General features: G+C 52.1%; 18 protein-coding genes. 14 read left to right on the top strand and 4 right to left on the bottom strand.

The window, feature by feature from the left end:
* Positions 1 to 214: 214 nt before the first annotated feature.
* A complete protein-coding gene (locus DZK30_RS09635; protein WP_118973916.1) occupies positions 215 to 1,183 on the bottom strand; it encodes a caspase family protein in 969 nt (322 codons plus the stop codon).
* Positions 1,184 to 1,367: 184 nt separating this feature from the next.
* On the opposite strand from DZK30_RS09635, the gene DZK30_RS09630 reads away from it, so the two are divergent.
* The 12 genes from DZK30_RS09630 (at position 1,368) to DZK30_RS09575 (ending at position 14,601) form a co-directional block, all read left to right on the top strand.
* Positions 1,368 to 1,883, top strand: a complete 516-nt coding sequence (locus DZK30_RS09630) for a hypothetical protein (RefSeq protein ID WP_118973915.1) — start codon at positions 1,368 to 1,370, stop codon at positions 1,881 to 1,883.
* 46 nt (positions 1,884 to 1,929) lie between these two features.
* A complete protein-coding gene (locus tag DZK30_RS09625; RefSeq protein WP_162902993.1) occupies positions 1,930 to 2,586 on the top strand; it encodes a hypothetical protein in 657 nt (218 codons plus the stop codon).
* 104 nt (positions 2,587 to 2,690) lie between these two features.
* Positions 2,691 to 3,347 carry a sensor histidine kinase gene (locus DZK30_RS09620; RefSeq protein ID WP_162902992.1) on the top strand — a complete coding sequence of 219 codons (657 nt, stop codon included), beginning with the start codon at positions 2,691 to 2,693 and terminating at the stop codon, positions 3,345 to 3,347.
* Positions 3,344 to 3,958, top strand: a complete 615-nt coding sequence (locus DZK30_RS09615; RefSeq protein ID WP_118973912.1) for a response regulator — start codon at positions 3,344 to 3,346, stop codon at positions 3,956 to 3,958. Before DZK30_RS09620 ends, DZK30_RS09615 begins: the two co-directional genes overlap by 4 nt.
* Positions 3,959 to 4,103: 145 nt before the next feature.
* Positions 4,104 to 4,904, top strand: coding sequence for a TIR domain-containing protein (locus DZK30_RS09610; protein ID WP_118973911.1), 801 nt, complete (start codon positions 4,104 to 4,106; stop codon positions 4,902 to 4,904).
* 26 nt (positions 4,905 to 4,930) lie between these two features.
* Positions 4,931 to 6,214 (top strand): hypothetical protein, encoded by a 1,284-nt coding sequence (locus DZK30_RS09605; protein WP_162902991.1) that lies wholly within the window; start codon positions 4,931 to 4,933, stop codon positions 6,212 to 6,214.
* Between the two features lie 118 nt (positions 6,215 to 6,332).
* Positions 6,333 to 6,764: a hypothetical protein gene (locus DZK30_RS09600; protein ID WP_162902990.1), complete on the top strand. Its 432-nt coding sequence runs from the start codon at positions 6,333 to 6,335 to the stop codon at positions 6,762 to 6,764.
* Between the two features lie 12 nt (positions 6,765 to 6,776).
* A complete protein-coding gene (locus tag DZK30_RS09595; protein WP_118973908.1) occupies positions 6,777 to 8,228 on the top strand; it encodes a hypothetical protein in 1,452 nt (483 codons plus the stop codon).
* A 7-nt stretch (positions 8,229 to 8,235) separates the two neighbouring features.
* Positions 8,236 to 11,649, top strand: a complete 3,414-nt coding sequence (locus DZK30_RS09590) for a cell division protein FtsA (protein WP_118973907.1) — start codon at positions 8,236 to 8,238, stop codon at positions 11,647 to 11,649.
* Positions 11,650 to 11,654: 5 nt separating this feature from the next.
* Positions 11,655 to 12,413 carry a hypothetical protein gene (locus DZK30_RS09585; protein WP_118973906.1) on the top strand — a complete coding sequence of 253 codons (759 nt, stop codon included), beginning with the start codon at positions 11,655 to 11,657 and terminating at the stop codon, positions 12,411 to 12,413.
* A 65-nt stretch (positions 12,414 to 12,478) separates the two neighbouring features.
* Positions 12,479 to 12,766 (top strand): DUF3892 domain-containing protein, encoded by a 288-nt coding sequence (locus DZK30_RS09580; RefSeq protein WP_118973905.1) that lies wholly within the window; start codon positions 12,479 to 12,481, stop codon positions 12,764 to 12,766.
* A 194-nt stretch (positions 12,767 to 12,960) separates the two neighbouring features.
* Entirely contained in the window at positions 12,961 to 14,601 is a 1,641-nt protein-coding gene (locus DZK30_RS09575; RefSeq protein WP_162902989.1) for a T9SS type A sorting domain-containing protein, read from the top strand.
* Positions 14,602 to 14,815: 214 nt separating this feature from the next.
* Here DZK30_RS09575 and dnaE read toward each other — a convergent pair whose 3' ends face one another.
* The 3 genes from dnaE to rho form a co-directional block, all read right to left on the bottom strand.
* A complete protein-coding gene (gene dnaE / locus DZK30_RS09570; protein WP_118974026.1) occupies positions 14,816 to 18,439 on the bottom strand; it encodes a DNA polymerase III subunit alpha in 3,624 nt (1,207 codons plus the stop codon).
* Positions 18,440 to 18,665: 226 nt separating this feature from the next.
* A complete protein-coding gene (locus DZK30_RS09565; RefSeq protein WP_118973903.1) occupies positions 18,666 to 20,654 on the bottom strand; it encodes a glycosyl hydrolase family 28-related protein in 1,989 nt (662 codons plus the stop codon).
* A gap of 124 nt (positions 20,655 to 20,778) precedes the next feature.
* Positions 20,779 to 22,518 (bottom strand): transcription termination factor Rho, encoded by a 1,740-nt coding sequence (gene rho, locus DZK30_RS09560; protein ID WP_118973902.1) that lies wholly within the window; start codon positions 22,516 to 22,518, stop codon positions 20,779 to 20,781.
* A gap of 341 nt (positions 22,519 to 22,859) precedes the next feature.
* Here rho and DZK30_RS09555 point away from each other — a divergent pair, with 341 nt between their 5' ends.
* Both DZK30_RS09555 and DZK30_RS09550 read left to right on the top strand, forming a co-directional pair.
* Positions 22,860 to 23,513, top strand: a complete 654-nt coding sequence (locus DZK30_RS09555; RefSeq protein ID WP_240432893.1) for a DsbA family protein — start codon at positions 22,860 to 22,862, stop codon at positions 23,511 to 23,513.
* Positions 23,514 to 23,538: 25 nt separating this feature from the next.
* Positions 23,539 to 24,210 (top strand): SGNH/GDSL hydrolase family protein, encoded by a 672-nt coding sequence (locus DZK30_RS09550; protein WP_118973901.1) that lies wholly within the window; start codon positions 23,539 to 23,541, stop codon positions 24,208 to 24,210.
* Positions 24,211 to 24,217: the final 7 nt, after the last annotated feature.

The raw sequence follows: 24,217 nt of genomic DNA, 5'->3' as shown, positions 1-24,217 counted from the left end.
CTGCGATTCATTTTTATATGCTTGTGCCGGGCCTGTCGAAGCACCGTTTGTCCAAAAGACAGGCGCAACAACCGGCTTAACCTTGCTGTGCAGATGTCAGCATTACTGTTCCCTGCACAATACATTTTACTGCGACCGGAAACTATCGCATAGGATAGCCGGGTGTGCGACATCCGTAAGGCAGCTTACGAAGTGAAGGACCCAGGGACTGACTTCATATCTTTCTTTGTTTCGCCAGCCGCCAGTAGTGCGCGCCCAGCGGCGTAAGCCTGCAGCTTTTGCTGTTCATCGCCGCCCAGTATAGATGGTTTTCGCCCACGGGCTCCACCAGTCCTACGCTTTGCATAGCCTTGAGCTCCTGAAATATGGAGACAAGGTCTTCCTGTGCAAATGGTGTAAGGAGCATATGCTTGTAAGCGGGGTCGTTGCTATACTCGTATGAGGGGTAGAGCTGCTTCTCCTGGTCGGGGGCATCGAAATAGCGCGCGATATTGCGCAGCACTGCAGGATCGATCGGGCGTCTGACCTGCCGAAGAGAAGTAAAGCGGCTTACATTGTTCTTGAACACCGGCCGCTGGTCCCAGGGACCCAGCACCTGGTCGATATAAGCATAAATGCTGGCGGGCGTAATGTAACCGTTAAGATCGGCCGCTCCGCCCTGCAGCGCTTCCAGCAGCAAGCCGGTAAAAATGCCTTTGCCCCCGGCTTCCATGGCCAGCTCTTCCTGTTTGCTGGCCGTCAGTATCGTAATGCCTTCGTTGATGTGGCCGGAGATAGCGCTGTTGAGTTGCGGTACGGTAATGGCCCCGCTATGGCAGCAGTCCAGGATAATGATCTTGTTCTTTGTTGCCGAATCGTTGGCCAGCGTCAGCACTTCGTTCATGGGAATACCTTCGTCGTCCTTGCGGTAGTCGGATGGGACCAGGTAGCCACCCCTTTCGTTGAAGACGCCGTGACCCGAGTAATACAGCAGGGCCGTATCATGGCTGCCGGAAAACAATTCCCGTATCATGCGTCGCATATTGCTTTTGCGGGGCACATTGGTTTCCAGGCGTACATCAAAATTGGGACTGCCGTCGCCGTGACTGCGTAATAGGTTGGCTACTGCTGTGGCGTCGTTCACGCAACCCTTAAGGGGAGCGAAGTCGTATTTGTCGATGCCTATGGCAAGTGCGAGTCTCATAGCATATCGTGTTTTAGTTACAGCTGCAAAGGTTTCTCAAAACCGCAGCCATGGCTATACCTAGGCCTAGGTATTTCGGCAGGGCATACCGGGGGTGGCTTCAAATACCTAGCGTTAGGTATAGGAGCCGGCGCCGGGCCGGTATACTTTTGCCCTATCATTCACCCCATAAAAAAACAATGTTATGACACAAGAAAACAACCACAACGAACAGAACGGCGCTGCTACAGCCACCAAGACCGCATTTGAGTACCTGAAGGAATTGCCGCGCAATCTGGACCGCCCGGCTATCGCCAGCTTTATCAGGGGCCGGGAATCCGATATCCTCGATTATGAGATTGCCGAAGCCTTTACCGATACCTTCCGCAATGCGGCGACGACCAGCGATCCCTTCTTCATCCCCGTATCCTGGACCATGACCAAAACCGCCTTGCTGAACCTGCTGGGCGTAGAAAGCTATAAAGGCTTTGAAGACGTGAACGGCGTACGCTTCTATGCCGGCGTGAATGCCGATCAGCAGCTGACGCTGGTAGCGGTATCCACCAAGGCCGGTCTGGGCTGTAACGACGACCTGACCATCAACGATGCCTATCCTTACTACGACTATGCCGATCCCTGCCCCAGCAACTGTTCCAACAGCGGCAACCTGAAAGTGAAAGGCGGCCTGGCGGCGACGCTAAAAGTAGCGGCCTTGTTGTAATTCAACGGGAATATGCGTATTTTATCGGCCTAAAACCTTACCCATCGTGACACCATTAAGACTCCTGTACACAAGAGTTTCGCAGGCTAGTATACTACTACCAGTTATTGCGGGCTTTGTCAACTATTCAAGGCTAACGTTGCCTTTCCGGATCTTGCTTTATTTTTTCGTCCTGTGTATTGGCTTTGAGATACAAGCCACCTTGTTCACCGGACCGCCATTAAAGAACAATATGCCAGGATTGCGTTTATACGTAATAATGGAATTTATTGCCTTTTCAATAGTCTTTCTTCTACGTTTTCCAAAGAAAAGCCGTGTAAGGATCTTAATTGGTGTTAACATGGGTGTAGCTGCTATTATTACTATTATCGATGTTTTGAAAAATGGCATCTGGAGCACACCTGATCTAAGTCGTACCTATACTTCATTTTTCCTTTTACTTTATGCCCTGCACTATTATTATGATTTATTTCGGCAAGAAAGTACCAGTTTAGGATGGGAACACCCCATGTATTGGGTCAGCACCGGCGCATTAATTTCCTTTGGGGGACTTCTTTTCTACTTTTTGTTTAGTAATTATCTGCTGACGAAGGAAGCACATCTTGAAACACTCAGTCTGTTTATTTTTCAGGGTGCGAACGTTATTGCTAATTGTTTATATGCCCAGGCTTTCAGATGTTTTGGGAAAAAAGCAATCATATGATGGTCTTTTACTTGACTGGCGCAATTATTATGCTACTGCTAATTGCAGCTATCATTGTATATGCTTTCCTACACCAAAAAAAAGTTGTTCAACTCCGATCTGCCTTGCAGGATGAAGAGCTGCGTGGCCAGCAAGCCGTCTTTAACGCCCTGCAGGAAGGCCAGGAAAGGGAGCGCTCGCGCCTGGCCGAGGAGCTGCACGATGGCGTGGGTGCACGGCTATCCGGTCTTAAGATGACCACTGAGCACCTGAAATTGGTAGCCACCGAAAATGTAGAACTGATCGGTAAGGTCTATACCGGTATCTCTGAGACCCTGGAAGAAGTGCGCGAAATCTCGCATAACCTGCTGCCTTATTTTGTCAACGGCAAGGATATGGAGCAATTGCTGTCTGACCGGATACAGGGATTAAATGCAACGGGTCAATGCAATTACTCTCTTCTGATCAATGGTCAGCTGAGCAGCCTGGACAAAACCATACAGCTGCACGTGTTCCGCATGATCAGCGAGTTGCTGACCAATGTGCAAAGGCATGCGCAGGCCAGCCTGGCCTCGGTGCAGATCAACAGGGACGACGATATGCTCGGCATCGTGGTAGAGGACAATGGCGTGGGTATGCCGGCACAGCGCTCCGGCAAAGAAGGTATCGGATTGACCACCGTCAGCAGCCGTGTAAGTGTGTGCAAGGGTACGATCACGACCGACTCCTCCCCCAAAGGCACTTGTGTGATCATTGAAATTCCCGTAAATCCCCTTGTATGAAAGATGTGATAACCTTATATATTGCCGACGACCACCAGATCGTTGTTGACGGCTTGAAGCTATTGATCGGAAATGATGATTGCATCAGGATAGTAGGCTATGCTTACGACGGGGCTACGGCCAGGGCCGATATTATCGAACGCAGGCCTGACCTGGCCCTTATTGATCGCCGGATGCCCGGTCTGGATGGTATCGCGCTGCTGCATACCCTGCGGAAGCTGGTGCCTGAAACCCGCTTTGTGATGTTGTCGATGGACACGGAGCAGCATTATATCAGGGATGCGCAGAGCGCCGGCGCCTCGGGTTACCTGCAGAAAAACGTAGGCAAGGAGGAGCTACGCAAATGTCTGAAGACCGTAGCAGGGGGTGGGCAGTACTTCCCCGACCTACGCAGCGCAAAGCCTGAAGCCGCGGTCACGATGTTTACCCCGCGCGAACTCGAAATACTGAAATTGGTACTGGAAGAGCAGACCTCTTTTGCTATCGCCGAAAAGCTATCGCTGAGCCGCTTTACCGTAGAGACCCACAGGAAGAATATAGGCCGTAAAACCGAGACCAACACGCTGATCGGACTCATCAATTTTCTCCGTGAGCATAAGATAGAATTGTAATCCCAGAACCCAACCACTCCTGCTGTCCTCCCGGGGACAAGCCATTGACGAAGACTCTTCGTCGAAAGGGAGCGCTATTGCCTATCCATTTTACCAAAACATCGTGTGCGGGCAACATGCCAGGCAACGATCATACCCCAACACCATGAGCAGGAATCCTCAAAAATATGATGTCGCTCTATCCTTTGCGGAAGAAGACCGGGACTTCGTGGATAAGGTCGCCAGAATACTACAGGCCAAAGGCATCAAATGTTTCTACGATGATTTTGAACGGATCGGCACCTGGGGCGAGAAGCTGGCCGAGTTCATGGACAGCGTCTACCGGGAAGAAGCCTTCTTTTGTGTCGTTTTCCTTTCGGAGCATTATAAGCGGAAATACTGGACCTTGTACGAGCTTGATAAGGCGCAGCTACGGTCGCTCTTTGAAAAGCGATCGGCCTACCTGTTGCCCTTCCGGCTTGATGGCAGTGTACTGGAAGGTGTGACCGATACGCGGGCTTGTCTCTTCTATCCGAAATACGATGAGCAGGGCCTGGCCGATGCCATTTACGAAAAGGTAGAGCATAACCGCTCGCCCTGGGTGCTGGCTTACCGGCGCGGCCTGCGCTTTATGTGGAAGCACCGTTTCCGTTTGGCCGGTCTTGTGGTGCTAAGCACCTTGTTCGGACTATGGATGGGCGGAAAGTTCACACCGAAGGATGAGCTTGCCCGGCAATTATTTGAGAATAGCCGGCGAAAGGTGAGATGCGCCGTGTGTAAAGATGGCGATACAAGCCAAGCCTCTGGCCGGGGCGCTTGCTCTCACCATGGTGGTGTGGAACATTACTTCTTCAGAGATGTATATAGCAAAACGCCAGAGGAATCGCTTGAAGAAGCGGAACAGATTTCCTGGATACCCTCCCCTGCCGATACTGCACCACCCAAAGACACCCTTATCGCCGAATAAATCATTCCTTATCCAAACGAAAACTTATGGCTTCTCTCTTATCCCGGTTGGCGCCTGCGCTAATCTTCATATGCCTGCTTTGTGGCTGCAACAGCGAACCCGGTAGCCACCATCGCGGGCGCAAGGCCAAAACTAAGCTAACAAAGACAAATACGACACCAGCCAGCACCTATACCGTATTCCTGGAAACCACCGGGAGCCTGGATGGTTATCTTAACCCTAGCGGTGATAGCAACTTTGCTGCTAACGTTGGCTACTTCATCAGCTTACTCGATAATGCGCCCGGAAAGCGTTGCTTGAACCTGTATGATATTAACACCCAGTCTATCCCTGCTGCATTAGATGCTAAGGCAGATGAGATTGGCGTATATCTTAGTCACCTGAATCCTCAGTCGATTAACTCAAGGGCGATACAACACCACGCAAACCGCTCGCAAAGCAATATTACAAAAATGCTGAAAACCCTAGTAGATACCTTGGATGGGGACGAGGTACGGGTGTTGATTACCGACGCTATACCCTCTCCTGGAAAGGGCAAAGATGCTAAGCGCTACCTCGATGATCAAAGAAATATCGTTCAACCACTTGTTTCAGAAAGGTTGCGATCAAAGTCCTTCTCTTTTCTGGTGTTACAGTTCTATGCGTCTTTTATCGGCAGCTATTATAACCAGGACGATAAAGGAAAATCCGCTTCTTATAAGGACAGACCGTACTATATGATCTGTGTAGGTGAAGAAGAGTCTTTGCGTAACGCATTGAATGAAGTACAACATGGCAGTCGCTTTAAAGGCTTCCGGAATTTTCTCTTCCTTACGGATAAAGCGCAGTACAACATGGCCGCCCGCATCCGTCCCGCCAGCCGGTCGTATACCTACAGCGCCCGCCACCCGATGATGGTGAGCGATATGAAAAAAGGCGCGAAGGACAACCGCTTTCATATTCATCTGCTGGCCGATCTGTCGAAGCTTCCCGTAGATGAGGCTTACCTGCTCGATCCTGCGCATTACCAGCTTACTCCCGGCGATTTCATTGTCGAATCGGTCAAGGCTTCGGATGATGGCTTGTATAGCCATGAGATCCTGTTATCGGCTACGGGCTTCCGGCCGGGCGAGCTGAAGCTGGAACTACAGCGGCAGCTACCGGCCTGGATCGCAGCAAGCTCCCTGGACGAAGACAGGAAAGCGACGCCGCAAGACCTGGAAGGCAAGACCCTGGGTATCCGCCACCTGCTGGAAGGCATGTTCCAGGCCTATGCCGGCTATACCCGGCAAAGCACTTATGGCACGATATCGCTTACCATTAAAGACTAAGTGGCAGCTATAAAAATGCTTCGACAGGCTCAGCAACCGTGCTTCGACAGACCCAGCAACCAGCGATGGCGTCAAAATGACCAATGTTTACTATAAAGATTAATCAAACACACTTACTATGGAATTCCTTTACCGATTGTTCCACATGGGCTATGGCGGCGATCTTCACGATCAGCTCCAGGGGCTGGACACCAATTGCGAAGACTATACCGGCAGCCATATCTACCAGATCGTAGGCATCGTGCAGCTGATCGTCAGCTTGCTGGTCATGCTCAATTTTTACTACGGTCTGTTCAACCATCCGCGTTTTACCTACCGTAGGGTATGGCTGGTGAATGTGCTCACGGCCTGCTTTATAACCGGCGGCTTTGCCTACTGGAGCGCCGTTCGTTACCTGCCGGCGGAAAAGCACTGCGCCGACCTGCATTTTACGGCGCTGGACTGCCTGGGCTTTGCCTTTACAGCGATGCTGTATACGGCCCTGTTCTGTTTCATCGCTTCCCTGCTCCTGAAATGGAAGAGCATCACCAACAAAAAAATCCCATTCTAAAAACCAGAGACTATGGCGCTATACATTTTCGGCATCGGCGGTACAGGCGCGAGAGTCATCAAGGCTTTCACCTTCCTGATGGCCTCGGGCGTGAAGCTGGCTCATACCCATACCGTCGTTCCCATATTGATCGATCCCGACAACGAGAACGGCGATCTCAATCGTACCCTAAAGCTATTGCGAGGATACCGTAGCCTGAGAGAACATACCGAACGGGATACCAACCAGTTTTTTTACCACGATATCCGTTCGTTAATGAACGTGGAAGATAGCCCCACGGCCAGCGAGTTCCATTTCTCGCTGAACCGTACCGAGTCCCACAGCTTCGGGGACCTGCTGGACATGGGCAATATGAGCGATGCAACAAAGGCCATGACCCGGCTGCTGTTCTCGGAGCAGAATCTTAAAGAAGATATGCACATCGGCTTCAAAGGCAATCCCAATATCGGCAGCGTGGCCCTGAACCAGTTCAAGGATTCACCGGTGTTCAAGGCCTTTGCCAATGCCTTTAATACAGACGACCGTATTATGGTGATCGGCTCGATCTTCGGTGGTACCGGGGCGGCAGGATTGCCCCTGCTGATCAAGAACCTGAGGGATGCCGATACGGATATTCCCAAGCATATGCTGCTGCGCAATGCACCCATAGCAGCTATCAGCGTGCTGCCTTACTTTGACGTGCAGGGCGAGACCAGCATCGACAGCGATACCTTTGTTTCCAAAACCAAGGCCGCCCTGAGCTATTATGCGGCCAACCTGTGCCGCAATCGCTCGGTGAATGCCTTATACTATCTCGGCGACGCCGTATCCAATACACACAAAGGGGCCGACGGTGGCGTGCAACAGGAGAACGGCGCCCACTTCGTAGAGCTCGCAGCAGCTATGGCTATCGTCGACTTTATGGAGCTCGACAACAATGCGCTGCAGGTGGAAGGTGGGAAGGCGGTATCGCCTATGTATTTCGAGTATGGCCTTAAGGAAGAGACGAATGAGATCAGGCTGCAGCACCTGGGCCGGCGCTCCTTTGATACGGCCGGTAAGCGCCTGGCCGCTTATTTCCTGTTCCAGAAATTCCTCCGGGATAGCTATGCTACCACAACGGCCGGCACGGCCTGGATGAGCAACGGCAGCCATAAGCTGGGCCCCGACGACCTGGACAAAAGAATGATGGATGACCTGGACCGGTTCAACTACGCCTTTAACCAATGGCTGGAAGAAATGGAGCGGAGCATCACGGCTTTCAAGCCGTTCCAAAGGGATGCCGGGGAGAAGGATATCCTGAATGCGGTTTCCGGCTTTAGTGAGCAAACCTCTTTCATGGGTCCCAAAGGGCTGGACCGCTTTAGCAAGACGCTGAGCGAAAAGGAAGCGAAGCTGCCGCCCCTCGGCAACAGCGAACGCAAGCTGTTTGCCCTCTTCTCTGTGGCTACACAGGAACTGATCACCCAACGTATAAAACTATAGTATTTGTATGAGCAAGATATACCGGCTGCACAGCGGCGAGGTAGACGACATAAGGGACTGGACCCGTATAACAGGCTACCTGGATACCACGCAGATCAACAACATCAAAGACGGCGCCGGCGCCAATGCCCGCAAGCCGATTACCTCGATACCCAGCCCCTTCGCCCTTATCGACCTGGTGAAAACGGCTTTTAAGCAAGTAGTCGCATCCGGAGCGCCGGAAGGGATCAGCATTTACCACAAGCTGGTTTCCGATACCCTGGATGTAGGTCAGGTCTTCTTCAATAGTCCGCATCTGAAGCAGCAGATACGGGTACATTCCTGGAACCCGGGCCTGCGCTGGGCCGGTGCCGAGCCCTTGATGGATGAGCAGGGCGAGCTCTGGCGACTGATACACCAGGGATCCGGTGGCAACCGGCTGTACGGCGAAACGCTGAAAATGTTCCTATCGCAGGATGCCGCCGAATATAATTTCGACAAGCTGCGCCAGTTTCACCTGCTGGATTACAGTGCCGGGCAGGACCACTTTAATATTATCGGCGGTACCTCTCCGGCTACCTTATTTTTTCCATCGGCCAACAAGCTGGACTATGTGGATATGAAGATCAACGGCCGCCGGCTTTTTCACAGCATTTGTCCCCTTTACGAGCGCAGCGAGGATTACGTGCTCTTTCTTTATGCCCTGAGAGAGGCAATGCCCGGTTTCCGCACGGCTTTCCGGGTAATGGACAATTACCTCGATCTCTGCCTGAAAAAGCTTTCGCCCGATGTTCGCAGCAAAGCGATCGCGCTAAGCAGTGACAGCTATGAACAGCAATACGATAGCATCGTGCTTTCGGCTGCGGGCAACTATCCCGAGATCAATGGCTTTGAGCTGCGCTGTGTGCGGGTCGACGACAGGGGTATAGCGGAGAAAAGCGATTTCGTGATCGCTGCCAGTCATCCCAAATCAGGATTATTGCCGCTGGTGCTGCCCGCTTATGCTTTCAATACCCGGATGAACTATATAGACAATCCCTGGCCCACGGAGCTGAAGGCGCCTTATGCCGATAACCAACCTATCGATAAGCGTACACTACCCGGACAGCAACGGCAATATCCTTATCTTACCGTCAGTGATCTGCTGGAACCCTACCTGGTGCAGCTGCCTTTTGAGCCTGACGAGGACCGGTTCTTCTGCGGCCATCTCCCCAAGGGCTTCAACGATGGCTACCTGCTGCCGCTGACGCCAGTGTTTTTCGAGTATTTCAGCCCAGCCGATCTGCAGCAAACCCTGCCGGATGGGAAGCAGATGTTTCAGCTGGAACGGCTGGCGCATGGCGCCATCAAGGCTACTTTAAGAGTGCCCGTTACGAATGGCCGTTATATCGAAATGATACGGACGTACACGGCTGATGCCGGCCAGGGCGAACCGGATATACGCCAGAACCAGGGCTTCATCCGTGAGCTGCAGTTCAGCATGGCCATTTATCCTTTCGTGCAGCAAACCGACGATGTTTCCTATACGATCATGTTTTTGGCCCGTGGCGCTACGGACAAGGCTTCGCGACCCTATTCCCTGAAGTATTACCGGAGCAAGGAAGTGCTGGAAGAGGTGAGGCCCAAGGTCCAAAGACAGAAAAGCAATGTAAAGGATGATCTTATCGATACGTTCTATGATATGCTCTCGTCCGGCTTCGACTTTATTACCGTTGCCAGCGGCAAGGTAAGAGGCTGTCTGGCGCCCCTGTTGGAGGCTCCCCGTAGCAGCGGCCGGAAATTTTCCTTCGCCATCGACTTCGGTACCACCAATACCCATATCGAGTACAATGTTGATGGCGGCCCGCTGCAGCCCTTCGACATTACGAGGGAAGATCCGCAGCTGGGCACCTTACACCGTTGGAACGACGCTACCTATGGCCATTTGTCGGGGCCCCGCTTCGGTGTGGGCGCCACCCTTATGCTTGAAAAAGTACCGAAAGAAATGATGCCCGACTATATCGGGGGCACGGCACGGCATCGCTTCCCGCTGCGCACGGCGGTGACCGAACCGTTGCAGGTTGATATGAACCGTGAGACTTATCCATTGGTCGACTTCTCTGTATACTGGCAGCAGGATAATACGATCAACCGGGCTATCCGTACGGAGACCAACCTGAAATGGGGTAGCCTTTCGGAGCCGCTCACAGAGCGGCGTGTAGCCGGCTACCTGGCCAACCTCGTCCTGCTGCTGCGGAACAAGGTGCTGATCAATGGCGGGGACCTGGCACAAACAAAAATAGTCTGGTTCTACCCTACCAGCATGTCCAAGGCCCGGCGTAGCAGCCTGGAAAGCACCTGGGACAAGCTTATCGCGCAATACCTGGGAGCCGGGATCGAGGTTACGGGCATCCCGGAGTCTGTTGCACCGTTTTATTTCTTCAGCAAAAGAGGTACCCGGGGTGGCTCTGTGCCGGTGATCAATATAGATATCGGCGGTGGCACCACCGATGTGGTGATCTATAAGAACGATGAGATCACCGCATATACTTCGTTCAAATACGCGGGCAATGCCTTGTTCGGCGATGGCTATGGCGCACCGCCGGATCGTAACGGCTTTGTTCAGTTCTTTGAAAAGCAGCACCGGCAGCACCTGGAGCAAACTCCGCTTAACAAGTATCTACCTGCGAAAGGACAGGTGCAGCGTTCCGATGATTTTATTACCACCCTGTTTGGCCTGCAGGATCATCCCGATCGTAAAGAAACCTATTTCTCGCTTACCGAGCAGCTGCGGGCCACCAGCGAGCTGAAGATCGTTCCCCTATTGTTTATCAGCAGCATCTTTTATCATGTTGCCCGCTATCAGAAAACGATGGGCGATAAGGCGCCGCCCCGCTATATCACCTTCAGCGGTACCGCATCCAAAATGATCCACATTCTCGATGTCGGCAAAAAGCTGCCGGGCATCACCAATCTGGCCAATCATATCTTCAATGAAGTATTCGATACCCGGGAGAGCCAGATTGAGCTGGTGATGGAGGCCGGGCCCAAAGAAGTAACTGCCAAGGGCGGCCTGTGCAATCCTGTTGTACCAAAGGTTTCTAAAACCATACTGTTTGGTACGGAAGAGGGTATGCCGGGTAAGCAGCTAACCTACGCCGACGCCTTCAGGGAGGATACGCAGGAGATCGTGCTCAAAGAAGTTAACGCTTTTATCGACCGCTTTTTCAGCTGGAATGTGCAGATGGGCTTTGCCGATGAATTCGGATTAAATACGAAGCGGTTTGCCGAATTCAAGAAAACATTGAAGAAAGACCTGCATATCTCCCTGTCTGTAGGTATTGACGAGCTGAAGAAAGAAGTAGGCCAGTTTGAAGATGACGGGCTAAAGGAGACCTTGTTCTTTATGCCCTTACGCGGTGCGCTCCACCAGCTTGCTTTCACTATTATCGACACACCTTAGCCACTATGCGCCATACACTTCTTATCCTACTCGTATGCCTTGCTGTATCCTGCACCAGTGATGCTGCGCCTGCCGGAAGCGACGATGTAGCTGAACCCGTCTGGACTTCGGCTGCTGCTTTGATCGCTTACGGCCTGGTGGCCGGTCTTGCTGCAGGATGGTTCGCCGCAGGATTCGGAAGCAAACGCCTGAAGCCACAGCGGGAGCGGCCTTCCAAGACGCCCTACGATGCAGGCGCTACAGCAGACGCAGGACTGGAACAAAAATACTATACTCTTGTAGAGCGGGAAAAGAAACTACAGGAAGCCCACCGCAAGCAGGAGCGCCTTTTTGCCGAATACCGGCGCTTGTATGGTCCAAAGGACAAGCCACAGAAGGAGCCGGCACATGCGGTCGGCGAGCAGCCCGATGCCTTGCCGGAAGAAAACCAGCAAGTCCGGGAGCCGGCCAGGCTTTACTTCCTGCAGCCCTCCGGGGATGGCCGCTTTATTGAAGCCAACAGTGTGGCCGATGCCGGGAATGCCTTATACGAACTCTGTTGCAGCAACGATCAGCCAGAAGAGGCCAGCCTTCGCTATATCGGATCACCGCGCTACACCAGCTTTGCAATAGAGCATGAAGCAACCTGGATCCTGGTTGCTTGCGAACGTAGCAACCTGCCCAGCCCGCAAACACAGGCGGTGCGTACCGATACGCCGGGTAAAGCGATTTACCAGGATGGGATCTGGCAGATCGTGGAAAAAATAAAGATCACCTATGTATGACCTTATACGCTTTCGATAAAAGGCCGCTGTAAACCCTATTTTTTAATCCTTAAAACACAAAGATCATGGGTAGAAGAATCACCTGTATCACCAAGTCCACCGACTATTTTGAAAACCCCCTGACAGCGATACAAAAGCTTGGATGGATCAACGACGCTGATGGCCTCCCGGGCAGCAGCACGCGCAAGCAAATGTACGATTGGGTAAAGGCGGGCGGCGATGCTTATGTCAAAGACAGCAAGGGCAATAAGGCACGGCTGACAACGGCTGTGAGCCCAAACGGGACGGAATATGTAAAGACGGAACCCGACAACGTTACCTCCGATAATTTGCTCAGCTTGCCGAATTGCTAAAGCGCTTGTCATCGTTCCTGGTATAGCCAACAAGGAGCCGGCCCCGGCTCACCGGCTCCCGGGCTGTCCGTTATCCGGGCAGCCTGTTTCTTTTTCGTTGCCGGCATCACCACAATAGCTGTTATTAGTAATTGATCGTTAATACCAGCTGATGCATGCAGCGAATACCTTTGTTGTACCAAATACTATCAATCATGAACAAGAAAATTTGCTTGCTTGTCGCCCTGATGTCCCTGTCCTTGCCGGGCATAGCACAATCCTGGAGCGAGCTGGGTAGCGGGACCAATGCCCTTAGTCCGAATGATGTAATCAGCGACGTGGTCGCTGATTATAATGGCAATGTGTACACGGCCGGCTATTTCACCAACGCATCAAACAAGTATTATGTGGCCCGGTGGGATGGCAGCACCTGGAGCGCGCTGGGTAACCTGAATGCGAATGATCTTATCCTTACACTGGCTACCGATGCTGCCGGTAACGTATACGCTGCCGGCATGTTTGCCAACAGCAGCGACCATACTTATGTGGCCCGGTGGAATGGTAGCAGCTGGAGCGAGATGGGCAGCGGCGCCAACGCGCTCGATGCCAACGGTACCATCAGTACCCTGGCTACCGATGCTGCCGGTAATGTCTATGCCGCCGGTAGCTTTACCAACAGTGCGGGTAAATGGTATGTCGCCAAATGGAACGGGACTACATGGACAGAGCTGGGCGCCGGCAGCCAGGCCCTGAATGCAGACAATGGGATCCAAAGCGTGGTTACCGATGCCAGCGGGAATGTCTATGCAGCCGGTAATTTCAGCGACGCCAATGGCAAAAAATATGTGGCAAAATGGAACGGCAGCACCTGGTCGGAACTGGGCACCGGCGCCAATGCGCTGAATGTGGAAGATGGCATCAACGCCCTTGCTACTGATGCAACAGGCAATGTATATGCAGCGGGCTTTTTTAAGAACGGCTCCGGCGAACATTATGTGGCACGTTGGAACGGCACTTCATGGAGCGAGACCGGCGCGGGTGCCAATGTATTACATGCTAATGACTGGATCAATACCCTTGCCACCGATGCGGCCGGAAATCTTTATGCAGCAGGTATCTTCACACAGGCCGGGGCCAAATATGTTGCGCGCTGGAATGGTACCAGCTGGTCGGCGCTGGGTGGCAATACCCTGAATGCTGCGGGCTGGATCCAGAGCCTGGCTACTGACCCCACCGGTAGTGTGTATGCCGGCGGCGGCTTTACCAACAGCAACGGTAAATGGTATGTGGCCCGCTATGGCCTGCCGCTGATCGATAGTATGGACGTGCGCACCGTCAGTAATGCGCCGGCCGTTATACAAACTTACCAGGGCACATTGCAGGTAACGGTCTTTATTTTTCCGGGCGCGGTAAGCCAGGATGTACATTGGAGCATCGTACCTGTTACAGGAACGGCCACAATCAACAGTTTGGGTCTGGTGAAAGCGCAAAGCAACGGGACCGTTTGGGCCAAAGCCGTTTCGGTCGCCTATCCCTCCAAATCGGATTCCCTGCTGATCACATTAAGCAATCAAAAACCTAATAGTATTGCGGACCAAGGCACGCAGGCTACCGGCATTGCGTTGTATCCCAATCCTACTACGGATATTGCCGTGTTGCATTGCAGCCGGCAGCATCCTCCATTACGCCTGCAGGTTTGTGACGCACTGGGCAAGGTATTGCTCGAAAGAGCATACGAGGCTAATGCCTTATTATCCTCCGTCACGTTATCACTTACCGGCCTTCCCGCAGGAAATTATTTCCTCCATATGATAGGGAAAGATATCGACTGGACAACAAAGCTGGTAAAGCAATAGCACGCCTCATCTCAGGCCAGAAAAGGTTGCTGAGCCCGTCGAAGCATCATCTTTGTCCTTTACCTTCGGTGAGAAAAGTTCGACAAGCTCAAGGACCGGCTTCGTTTCCTTTCTCAGGATAGTCACTTATCATTATATAAAAACGCCCGGCATGCTTATCGCTGCCGGGCGTTTGAAATTTGTATCGATGGTTGTTTAAGCGACGGCTGCAAGCTTAGCTTACTTCTACCTTATACAGTATATCTGCCGTTTGCAGGTATTCGATCAGGTCGTCGTTCACCAGCAGCTTACCATTACTGGAGCGCAGGCCGGTCTTGCGTTCCTGCACCTCATCGGTGACGAGGATGTTTACCTCGCAATTGCCCGGATATTGCTGGATATTCCTTTGCAGAAATTGAACAAAGTCCATATCGAGCTTTTGCAGTGACAGTGACATAGACAAGCGCTTGGTATATTTCGACTTCACATCGCCAAGCAGCATCACACCGGCAATCTTGAACTCCATTTGTCCGGGCCGGAAGCGGCTTTCCTCGTAGGTGCCGGTAATCATCAGCTTCTGCGACTCCTGCAGGTAATCGCCGTAGTGCACATAGTTCTCCTTCCAGAAATTCATCTCGAGGCTGCCGCTGTAATCGTTCAGGATCATGCGGCCATATTTATCGCCTTTCTTGGAAATGCCATGGTAGGGGTTGGACACAAAGCCGGCGATGCGGACCTGGCGGCCTTTGAAATTTTCGAGCTCATTGATGGGGATGATGTTGTAGTGCTGCATCTCGAAGCGAAAGCCATCGAGCGGGTGGCCGCTAAGGTAGATACCAATGGTTTCTTTCTCTTTTTCCAGCAGATCGTGCAGGGTCCAGGCTTCGCATTTGGGTAGCTCGGGCGGCTTTACATCGGGCATTTCCGCATCGCCGAAAAGACTGTTTACGGCCATGGAGGTAGCAGCCTGCACCTGGCTGCCGAAGCGGATAATACGCTCCAGGCCGCTTACCGGATCCAGCGCCGGCGCATGAAAATACTGCGCCCTGTGGTGCTCAGGAAAACAATCGAAGGCGCCCGCATTCACCAGGCTTTCCAGCGATTTTTTGTTGACGGTGCGTTGGTTCACGCGGGTGATCATCTCGAAAATAGACTTGTACACACCGTCCTGCTCCCGTTCGGCGATGATATCTTCAACGGCAGCTTCCCCCACGCCTTTAATGGCGCCCAATCCGAAGCGTACAATCCCTTCTTTGTTTACCGAGAAGCCTTTCAGCGATTCGTTGATGTCGGGGCCCAGTACCTTAAGCCCCATCCGCTGGCACTCTTCCATAAAGAAGGTGATCTTCTCAATACTGTTGGCATTGTTCATTACTGCCGCCATATACTCCGGCGGATAATGCGCCTTGAGATAGGCTGTCTGGTAGGCAACAAAGGCGTAGCAGGTCGAGTGCGACTTGTTGAACGCATACTGGGCAAAGGCTTCCCAGTCGGTCCATATCTTTTCCAGCTTATCGGCAGGGTGGCCCTTGGCCTGCGCCCCTTCCATAAACTGTACCTTCATCTTGTTCAGTACGGCGATCTGCTTTTTACCCATGGCCTTACGCAGTACGTCGGCGTCTCCCTTGGAGAAACCAGCCAGCTTCTGCGACAGCAGCATCACCTGTTCCTGGTATACGGTGATCCCGTAGGTATCGGCCAGGTATTCTTCCATTTCGGGCAAATCGTAAGCGATCTCTTCGCGGCCATGCTTACGGGCAATGAAGTTGGGGATATAGGCCAGCGGCCCGGGACGATACAAGGCGTTCATGGCGATGAGGTCCGCAAACTTATCGGGCTTCAGGTCGCGCAGGTGCTTTTGCATGCCCGGACTTTCAAACTGGAACGTGGCGTTGGTATCGCCGCGCTGGTATAGCTCGTAGGTCTCCGGGTCTTCCAGTGGCACATCGTCGATCTCGATCTCGATGCCATGGTTACGTTTGATGAGGTCGAGCGCATCCTTGATAATAGAAAGGGTCTTCAACCCCAGAAAGTCCATTTTAATAACGCCTGCGTTCTCGATCACATTGCCCTCAAACTGTGTGATCAGCAGATTCACGTCTTTAACGGCGCTTACCGGGATCAGCTCCGAAAGGTCTTTGGGTGCGATGATGATGCCTGCGGCATGGATACCCGTATTGCGCACCGAGCCTTCCAGCTTTTCCGCATCGCGGATCACATTGCCCTGGATGCCCATATCCTGCAGCACATCCCGCAGTTGGCGTACGTTCACGAGGTCTTCTTCCATCAGGCCTTCTTTGTCTTTCAGGCTTTTTTCGTCGGAAGTAGAAGCATCGATAGGCGCTCTTAAGATACGCTTGAGCGAGATACCCGGCTTATCGGGGACCAATTTGGCCAGGGCATTGGCATCGGGCAAGGGCAGGTCCAGCACGCGCGCCACGTCCTTGATGCTGGACTTGGCGGCCATAGTACCGTAAGTAACGATATGCGCCACCTGCTTCTTGCCATATTTGTCCACCACATAGTCGATCACCTTCTGGCGGCCTACGTCGTCGAAGTCGGTATCGATATCGGGCATCGACTTACGGTCGGGGTTAAGGAACCTTTCGAACAGCAGGTTGTACTTGATGGGATCGATATTGGTAATGCCGATGCAATAGGCAACGGCCGATCCTGCGGCCGATCCGCGACCTGGCCCTATGAATACGCCCAGGTCGCGGCCGGCCTGGATGAAATCGGATACGATAAGGAAGTAACCGGCAAAACCCATGGTACGTATGGTGAACAGCTCAAAGTTCAGCCGCTCTTCAATATCCGGCGAGAGCTCCACATAACGTTTGCGGGCGCCTTCCCAGGTCAGGTGCTCGAGATAGGCGTCCTGGTTGTCGTTGAACTCGGGCGGCACCTTAAAGTGGGGCAGCAGGATCTCCCGCTCCAGCTTCAGAGGCTTGATCTTGTCCACGATCATCTGCGTGTTGTCGATCGACTGCGGCAGATCGTGGAACAGCCGGCTCATCTCGTCTGTGGTCTTAAAATAGAACTGGTCGTTGTAGAAGGCAAAGCGGGTGTTCTTCTTGTTCCCTTCTTCCTCGTCAAAATCTTTCGCTTTCTCTGTGCTCTGTTTTTCACCGGTGTTAATGCATAGCAGGATATCGTGGGCATTGGCGTCTTCCTGGTCCACATAATGTGAATCGTTGGACGCGATCACCGGTACATTGTATTTCTTGGCAAACTTCAGCAGCACCTCGTTTACCTTGATCTGCTCGGGGATCTCGTGGCGCTGCAGCTCAACATAATAATCTTCGCCGAAGAGATCGAGCCACCATTTGAATTCCTGCTCGGCTTCTTCTTCCGATTTACGCAGGATCGCCTGTGGCACCGAAGCGCCGATACAACAAGTAGTAGCGATCAGCCCTTCGTGATATTGCAGCACCAGCTCTTTGTCGATACGGGGATATTTGCCATACAAGCCTTCCATAAAGCCCAGCGAGCAGAGCTTGACCAGGTTGCGATAGCCGGTTTCATTCTTGGCCAGGAACAGTTGGTGGTAGCGTTTGTCCCTGCCTTCTTCACGGGTAAACTGTCGTTTATGGCGGTTTTCCACGAGGTATACTTCGCAACCCACAATGGGCTTTACCACGGGCTCTTTGATCTCCTTGCCTTCGGGCGTGGTGCCTACTACTTTCGTGTTCTTCCAGGCCTGTGCCACGAACTCGAAAGCGCCGAACATATTACCGTGATCGGTAATGGCCACGGCGGGCATATTGTCTTTCTCTGCTTTCTTGAACAAGCGGCCTATCGATGAGGCGCCGTCCAGCAGCGAAAACTGGGTATGGTTATGTAAATGGGAAAATTGCATGCTTTTGTAGGAGATTGCCCGGAAAAAATATGGCTCTTCCCGGCTGGTCATTCAAACTACAAAGTAACGAAAAAAGACGGGCCTGCCGGGGGGGATTTTTCCACAGGAAATGCCGGTACGGGATGTAACCTATCCTGCTGAAAGCTTTGCCAATAAGACCAGGCGGCCCTAAAGCCGCCTGGTCTTATTTCATTTTAATATATGCGCTTAACCCGTCGGAGCAGCGTTATGCATTGGATTTGATGATCCAGCTTGCGGGTACCTGTATCCCTTTATCACCACGGGTTTCGATGCCATTCGCTAATGAGCTCAAATAACCGATCAAATACGTAAGGTAATGGGGAGAGTTGTTAAGGTAATTTCCTTGGACAATGCGCGTAGTGGCATCTCCTTTTACCTGCGTATTGTAAAGACTAAGATCCATCATAGAGGCTCCATTATAAGCCAGGTAGACGGCAGACCGTCCGGATGAGACGTTCAGCTCGCAGCTTACAAAAGTAGCCTTATTCTGCCCCGTGGCTGACCATAGGAACCCGTCTTCTCCGTTCCCCTTGGTATCCGGGGTTTTATTGACCACGATATTATCGAAATGAATGCTGCTGTCCGACATCTGGAGCGCTCCTGTGGCAAAGTTTATGGTTGGCTTCGCCGCGCTCGTAACCAAAAGTTTGGCATTGTACAGGGAAAAATCGATGTCCAGGTCATAAGTGGCATTGTCGAGGATATAGATCGTTACCGCTGCAACGTTGACGGCCGGAGGGAAAGCGCTATCGCCGAAATTATACTGTGCTGCAGTCGCTCTCAGCAAGGCGGCTTCCAGCGTCTTTACCGGATACGTTTCCATAAAGCCATGATAGCTGTCGCTGCCTGTGCTGGACAGGTATACGGTGTGCTTGGGTACACGGTGAATCAGATTTCTATGGTTGGCATAGGCCGCAACAGTACCCGGTACGGATACCTCGGTATAATAACGGGAGATATGATTAAAGAAAGCGGGTGTACTGTCCTGCCGCACACCATTAAAATACATTTTAGTGTTCGCGCCTGCCCGCAATGTCGCGCCATTATTTGAGCCGACCACTTCATTAAACACGGCGTCGCAGGTATAGCTGACGATGGCTTCGCCACAGCCTTCCGCATAGAGACATTCGCAGGTATACTCGGAATTGCAGATGGCTGCGCCAATATCCCAGTGCTGTACAATAAGCGATTGCGAAACAGAGCCGTAGTTATACAGTCCTATATAACCAAATGTACTGTTGGCATAATCGGGAAGGTCCGTTCCCGTGAAGAAAATATTCAGACTGCCAAAGAAAGCCTGGGTCTCCGGCAGGGGAGCGGTTGTTCCGCCAATACGGTCGTAGTAGCCGTTGACGCTGACATTGTTATTTTCATATAATGCGAGCACACCGGCTTTATAGGTTTCGGAACGGGAGTTGATCTTCGTATCACCAGCGCATCCGCAGCACAGGTAACCGATATCTGTTCCTTGTACATAGCAATCACTGATGCGGGCATATAACGCCACAGCCATGCGTATCCCTCCGAACAAGCGCTTGCCGCTTTTTACGATAATGTTCAGCTTGCTTATTTCAACGCCATTGTTGGCGCTTACTTTTCCCTTGTCAAAAAGAGTCGCTGTTGTGATGGCATCAGGTGCGATGGGGTTTCCTGTATCATCAAAATTATCCGTATCGATCACCCAAGCCAGGTTTGTACTGAAGTCGGCAACCAGCGTAGATTGGGCGACTTTATTGCTACCGCTAAAAAAATAACCGCCACCTGTTTCTCCAAGCAAAGAACAGTAAGGCGGAACTTTCAGGGTATTCATAATCCTGTAGCCATTCTTAGTAGCGGGGAAAAATACACTGAAACCGGCAACTCTATATGTCGTAGCATCAACGGTCCCCTTATAACCTAGTACACCGGCAAAGCCAATAGCCGCCTGTATCGCAGCGGTATCGTCGGCGATACCGTCTCCTTTGGCGCCGAACCATTGCACATTAAGTGGTGTGGTGTATAGTCGTTTCCAGCGGCCGGTAGCAGAAGCCGTTGTCTCAAAAATGGTGCCGCTATCCTCGTCCTCTGTGGAAAGCGCGTCCCAGTAGAAGGTACCGCCGCCGCCATCGCCGGGGGTGTAGTAACCCAATACGGTTGCTGTGCAGCAACACCAAGGTGGTGTTGTCTTTAATTGACTGATGTTTGTAATTGTCATAATGATAGTGTTTATTTACGGTAAAGGTAGACGGCGCCACAGCCAGTACACGGCGGAGGGGATAATAGCAAAGCGGCTGTCTCAAAATGAGGCAGCCGCTTTGCTATATAGGGTATACCGGTCTTTACTTATTCATTGTCGCCAGAAATTCCTCATTGCTCTTGGTTCCCCTCATTTGCTGGGAGAGGAAGTTCATCGCCTCGTCGGTGTTCATGCCGCCGATGTGATTGCGCAGGATCCACATTTTATTGAGGGTCTCTTTATCCAGCAGCAGGTCGTCGCGGCGGGTGGAAGAAGAGGTAATGTCAATGGCAGGGAAGATACGCTTATTGGCCAGCTTACGGTCGAGCTGTAGCTCCATATTGCCGGTACCCTTAAATTCTTCAAAGATCACCTCGTCCATACGGGAGCCGGTGTCGATAAGGGCTGTGGCCAGGATGGTAAGCGAGCCGCCGTTCTCGATCTTACGGGCAGCGCCAAAGAATTGCTTGGGTTTCTGCATCGCATTGGCTTCCACACCACCGCTCAATACCTTGCCGCTGGCGGGCGCTACAGTATTGTGGGCGCGGGCAAGACGGGTGATGGAATCCAGCAGGATCACCACATCGTGTCCTACTTCCACCAGGCGCTTGGCCTTTTGCAGCGCGATCTGCGATACTTTTACGTGCTTATCGGCAGGCTCGTCGAAGGTAGAGGCAATCACCTCGGCGTTAACGCTGCGCTGCATATCGGTCACCTCTTCTGGACGTTCGTCGATCAGCACGATCATCAGGTAACATTCGGGGTGGTTGGCCGCGATGGCGTTGGCCACTTCTTTCAGCAGCATGGTCTTACCCGTTTTGGGCTGGGCCACGATCAATCCGCGCTGACCCTTGCCTATAGGCGTAAACAGGTCCATAATGCGCGTGCTGTAATTGCTGGCTGTGGTATTGAGATTGAGCTTTTCGTTGGGGAAAAGCGGCGTCAGGTAGTCGAATGGAACACGGTCCCTGATCTCTTCGGGCAGGCGTCCGTTAATGGTCTCAACCTTCAGCAGGGCAAAATATTTTTCCCCTTCCTTGGGGGGGCGCACATTACCGGTAACGGTATCGCCGGTCTTGAGGCCGAATAATTTGATCTGCGAGGGAGAAACGTAAATGTCGTCGGGGGAGCTGAGGTAGTTATAGTCGCTGCTGCGGAGGAACCCATAGCCGTCGGGCATCATTTCCAGCACGCCTTCACCCGGTATAATGCCATCGAACTCTATATTGAAGTGGGATTCGTTCTGGGCCTTCTGATAGCGGTTCTGTTGCTGTTGCTGGCGGTTCTGTTGCTGTTCGCGGAGAAATTCGACAGGAGGCTCTTTTTTCTCTTCTCCTGCTACTTCAGGTTGCTTTGGCTGTTCCTCTGTAACGGTTGCCGGCTGCTCTTCATGGAGCTGAGGCTGCGGTATTTGCTCTGTCTCTTCCTGTTCATCAAAGTAGGTAGCGTCTTCAGATTGCTTCTTTTCTTCTTTTGGCATCGGTGTTGCCTGCATCGGGCCGCCTCTTTCCTGGCGATGGGTAACCGGCTTGCGTTCCCGTTTGGCCTTTATGGGCTTTTCTTCTTTGGGTAGTGCCTGTAGTGTTGCTTCTTCCGGGGCGGCGGGCGGTGGAGCAGTCTCCGCTACAGGTTTCGCTTCCGGATCTTTGGGTTTGCGTCCTCTTTTCTTTTTCGGTTCTTCGCCGGGAGCCTCTTCCGAAGCCTTCAAGGCTTGCTTGTCGAGGATACGATATACCAAATCCTGCTTTCCGATCTTCTTTGCATCAGCGACGCCCAGCGTTTCGGCAATATCCAGTAACTCAGGAACGAGCATGTCGTTCAATTGCAAAATGTCGTAAGCCATTCAAATTGGGGATTTACTAATCTTAGTGTAGGTTGGAATCTAGGGTTCCAAAATATGTGTGAATTGATTTAATAACAATAGAAATTTGAAATAAATCTGCAGCTTAGCCTATTCTTTTGTGGGGAAACAGTAAGCGGGAACTCTGTGCTACCAGCTAAAGGGTGGAGTATTAGTGGTTTTGCCCTGCAAGTTTACAACATGTTTTCCAATTCCGGAAAACTTTTTTGATTCCTTTCGTTAATTTCCGCTTAAAGTCACCCTATTATGGTAGTCGCTGTTAGCGGGGCCGGTATACCATCTGAACAGCAGGTTCCTTATTTTTGCATCCTTTCTCTTTACAAATGATGAACCTTATTTATTGCTACGATGCTTATTGCGGCTGGTGTTACGGCTTTAGCCCGGTAATCAAAGCGATCGAAGCGCAGTTTGGCGCCCGGTTGCCCGTAACCGTGCTGAGCGGCGGTATGATACTGCCCGAAACCCCGCAGCCGATAAGCCTTACTGCTCCCTATATTCAAGAGGCTTATAAGACGGTTGAGGAGTATACCGGGATCCGGTTTGGCGAAGATTATCTCTGGCATATCTTCAACCCCGAGCGAAGCGACTGGTTCCCCAACTCCGAAAAGCCGGCCATTGCCTTGAGCATTATCAAGGAATACCAGCCTGCCAGGGCCGTTTCCTTCGCATCGGATATCCAGTACGCCCTTCATTTCGAAGGCCGCGATCTTACCGACGATGAAGCGTACCGCCACCTGCTGCCGCAATACGATATCGAGGCCGAAACCTTTTACCGCGACCTGCACAGCGAGACTTTCCGGGAACGCGCGTACTATGATTTTGCGCTGGTGAAGCAATTACAGGTCAGCAGCTTTCCACAACTGCTGCTCCAGGTTTCCGACACCAAATTTTACCTGGTCGCCAAGGGCTATACGGATCTCGAAACGGTTTCCGGACGGCTCAATAATATATTAAGCGAGCTGAAGGCAGCCAATTAGATGCATGACTAACCGATCTTTTCCCATGAACAAACTTCTGCCTGTAATCATGATCAGTCTGCTCTTCGCTGCCTGCGGGTCAAAGCCTGCGCACCGGAAAGCAAAGGGCGCTGTGAAAAGCGTGCTCATTCTAGGCAACAGCATTACGAAGCATGGCCCTGCGCCGGACATCGGCTGGCAGGGCAACTGGGGCATGGCCGCTTCAACGGCCGACAGCGACTTCGTGCACCAGCTTGCCTCGGAGATCCATAAGCATGACGGCTCGGTAATTGTGAAAGGCGCTAACCTCGTGGGGCTGGAGTGGCAATTGGGCGACTATAACTTCGGCAAGCTCGACTCCTTTAAAGCACCGGATATGCTCATCATGCGGTTTGGCGAGAATGTGAATGATACGACAGTGGCCGACGGCGGCTTCATTGGCAATTACGATCGCGCCATACAGCATATTGATCCCGAAGACCAGGCCATAAAAGTAGTGGTCGGCAGCTTCTGGGCCCGTCCCAATACCAACAAGCTGCTGAAGGAATATGCCGATAAGAAAGGATATCTTTTTGTGCGCAACGACGACCTGCTCGACGATGCATCCAATACCGCCCGCGGATTGTTTCCCGATAAAGGTGTGGGCGAACACCCTTCCGATAGAGGTATGCGAATGATCAAGGAGCGGATATGGGAGAAGATTGCGCCGTTCTTTTAGGTAAGTC

Source organism: Taibaiella koreensis (genome assembly GCF_003545715.1).
Lineage (GTDB): Bacteria > Bacteroidota > Bacteroidia > Chitinophagales > Chitinophagaceae > Taibaiella > Taibaiella koreensis.
Note: the sequence above shows the minus strand (reverse complement) of the source record. Positions and strands in the feature narration are given on the sequence as shown.

Excerpts from the sequence above, each read along its gene's own strand:
- DZK30_RS09585 (WP_118973906.1), top strand. The coding sequence starts at position 11,655 with ATGCGCCATACACTTCTTATCCTACTCGTATGCCTTGCTGTATCCTGC.
- DZK30_RS09590 (WP_118973907.1), top strand. The coding sequence starts at position 8,236 with ATGAGCAAGATATACCGGCTGCACAGCGGCGAGGTAGACGACATAAGG.
- DZK30_RS09610 (WP_118973911.1), top strand. The coding sequence starts at position 4,104 with ATGAGCAGGAATCCTCAAAAATATGATGTCGCTCTATCCTTTGCGGAA.
- DZK30_RS09555 (WP_240432893.1), top strand. The coding sequence starts at position 22,860 with ATGATGAACCTTATTTATTGCTACGATGCTTATTGCGGCTGGTGTTAC.
- DZK30_RS09550 (WP_118973901.1), top strand. The coding sequence starts at position 23,539 with ATGAACAAACTTCTGCCTGTAATCATGATCAGTCTGCTCTTCGCTGCC.
- DZK30_RS09565 (WP_118973903.1), bottom strand. The coding sequence starts at position 20,654 with ATGACAATTACAAACATCAGTCAATTAAAGACAACACCACCTTGGTGT.
- DZK30_RS09595 (WP_118973908.1), top strand. The coding sequence starts at position 6,777 with ATGGCGCTATACATTTTCGGCATCGGCGGTACAGGCGCGAGAGTCATC.
- DZK30_RS09580 (WP_118973905.1), top strand. The coding sequence starts at position 12,479 with ATGGGTAGAAGAATCACCTGTATCACCAAGTCCACCGACTATTTTGAA.
- DZK30_RS09615 (WP_118973912.1), top strand. The coding sequence starts at position 3,344 with ATGAAAGATGTGATAACCTTATATATTGCCGACGACCACCAGATCGTT.
- dnaE (WP_118974026.1), bottom strand. The coding sequence starts at position 18,439 with ATGCAATTTTCCCATTTACATAACCATACCCAGTTTTCGCTGCTGGAC.
- DZK30_RS09635 (WP_118973916.1), bottom strand. The coding sequence starts at position 1,183 with ATGAGACTCGCACTTGCCATAGGCATCGACAAATACGACTTCGCTCCC.
- DZK30_RS09600 (WP_162902990.1), top strand. The coding sequence starts at position 6,333 with ATGGAATTCCTTTACCGATTGTTCCACATGGGCTATGGCGGCGATCTT.
- DZK30_RS09575 (WP_162902989.1), top strand. The coding sequence starts at position 12,961 with ATGAACAAGAAAATTTGCTTGCTTGTCGCCCTGATGTCCCTGTCCTTG.
- DZK30_RS09630 (WP_118973915.1), top strand. The coding sequence starts at position 1,368 with ATGACACAAGAAAACAACCACAACGAACAGAACGGCGCTGCTACAGCC.
- rho (WP_118973902.1), bottom strand. The coding sequence starts at position 22,518 with ATGGCTTACGACATTTTGCAATTGAACGACATGCTCGTTCCTGAGTTA.
- DZK30_RS09605 (WP_162902991.1), top strand. The coding sequence starts at position 4,931 with ATGGCTTCTCTCTTATCCCGGTTGGCGCCTGCGCTAATCTTCATATGC.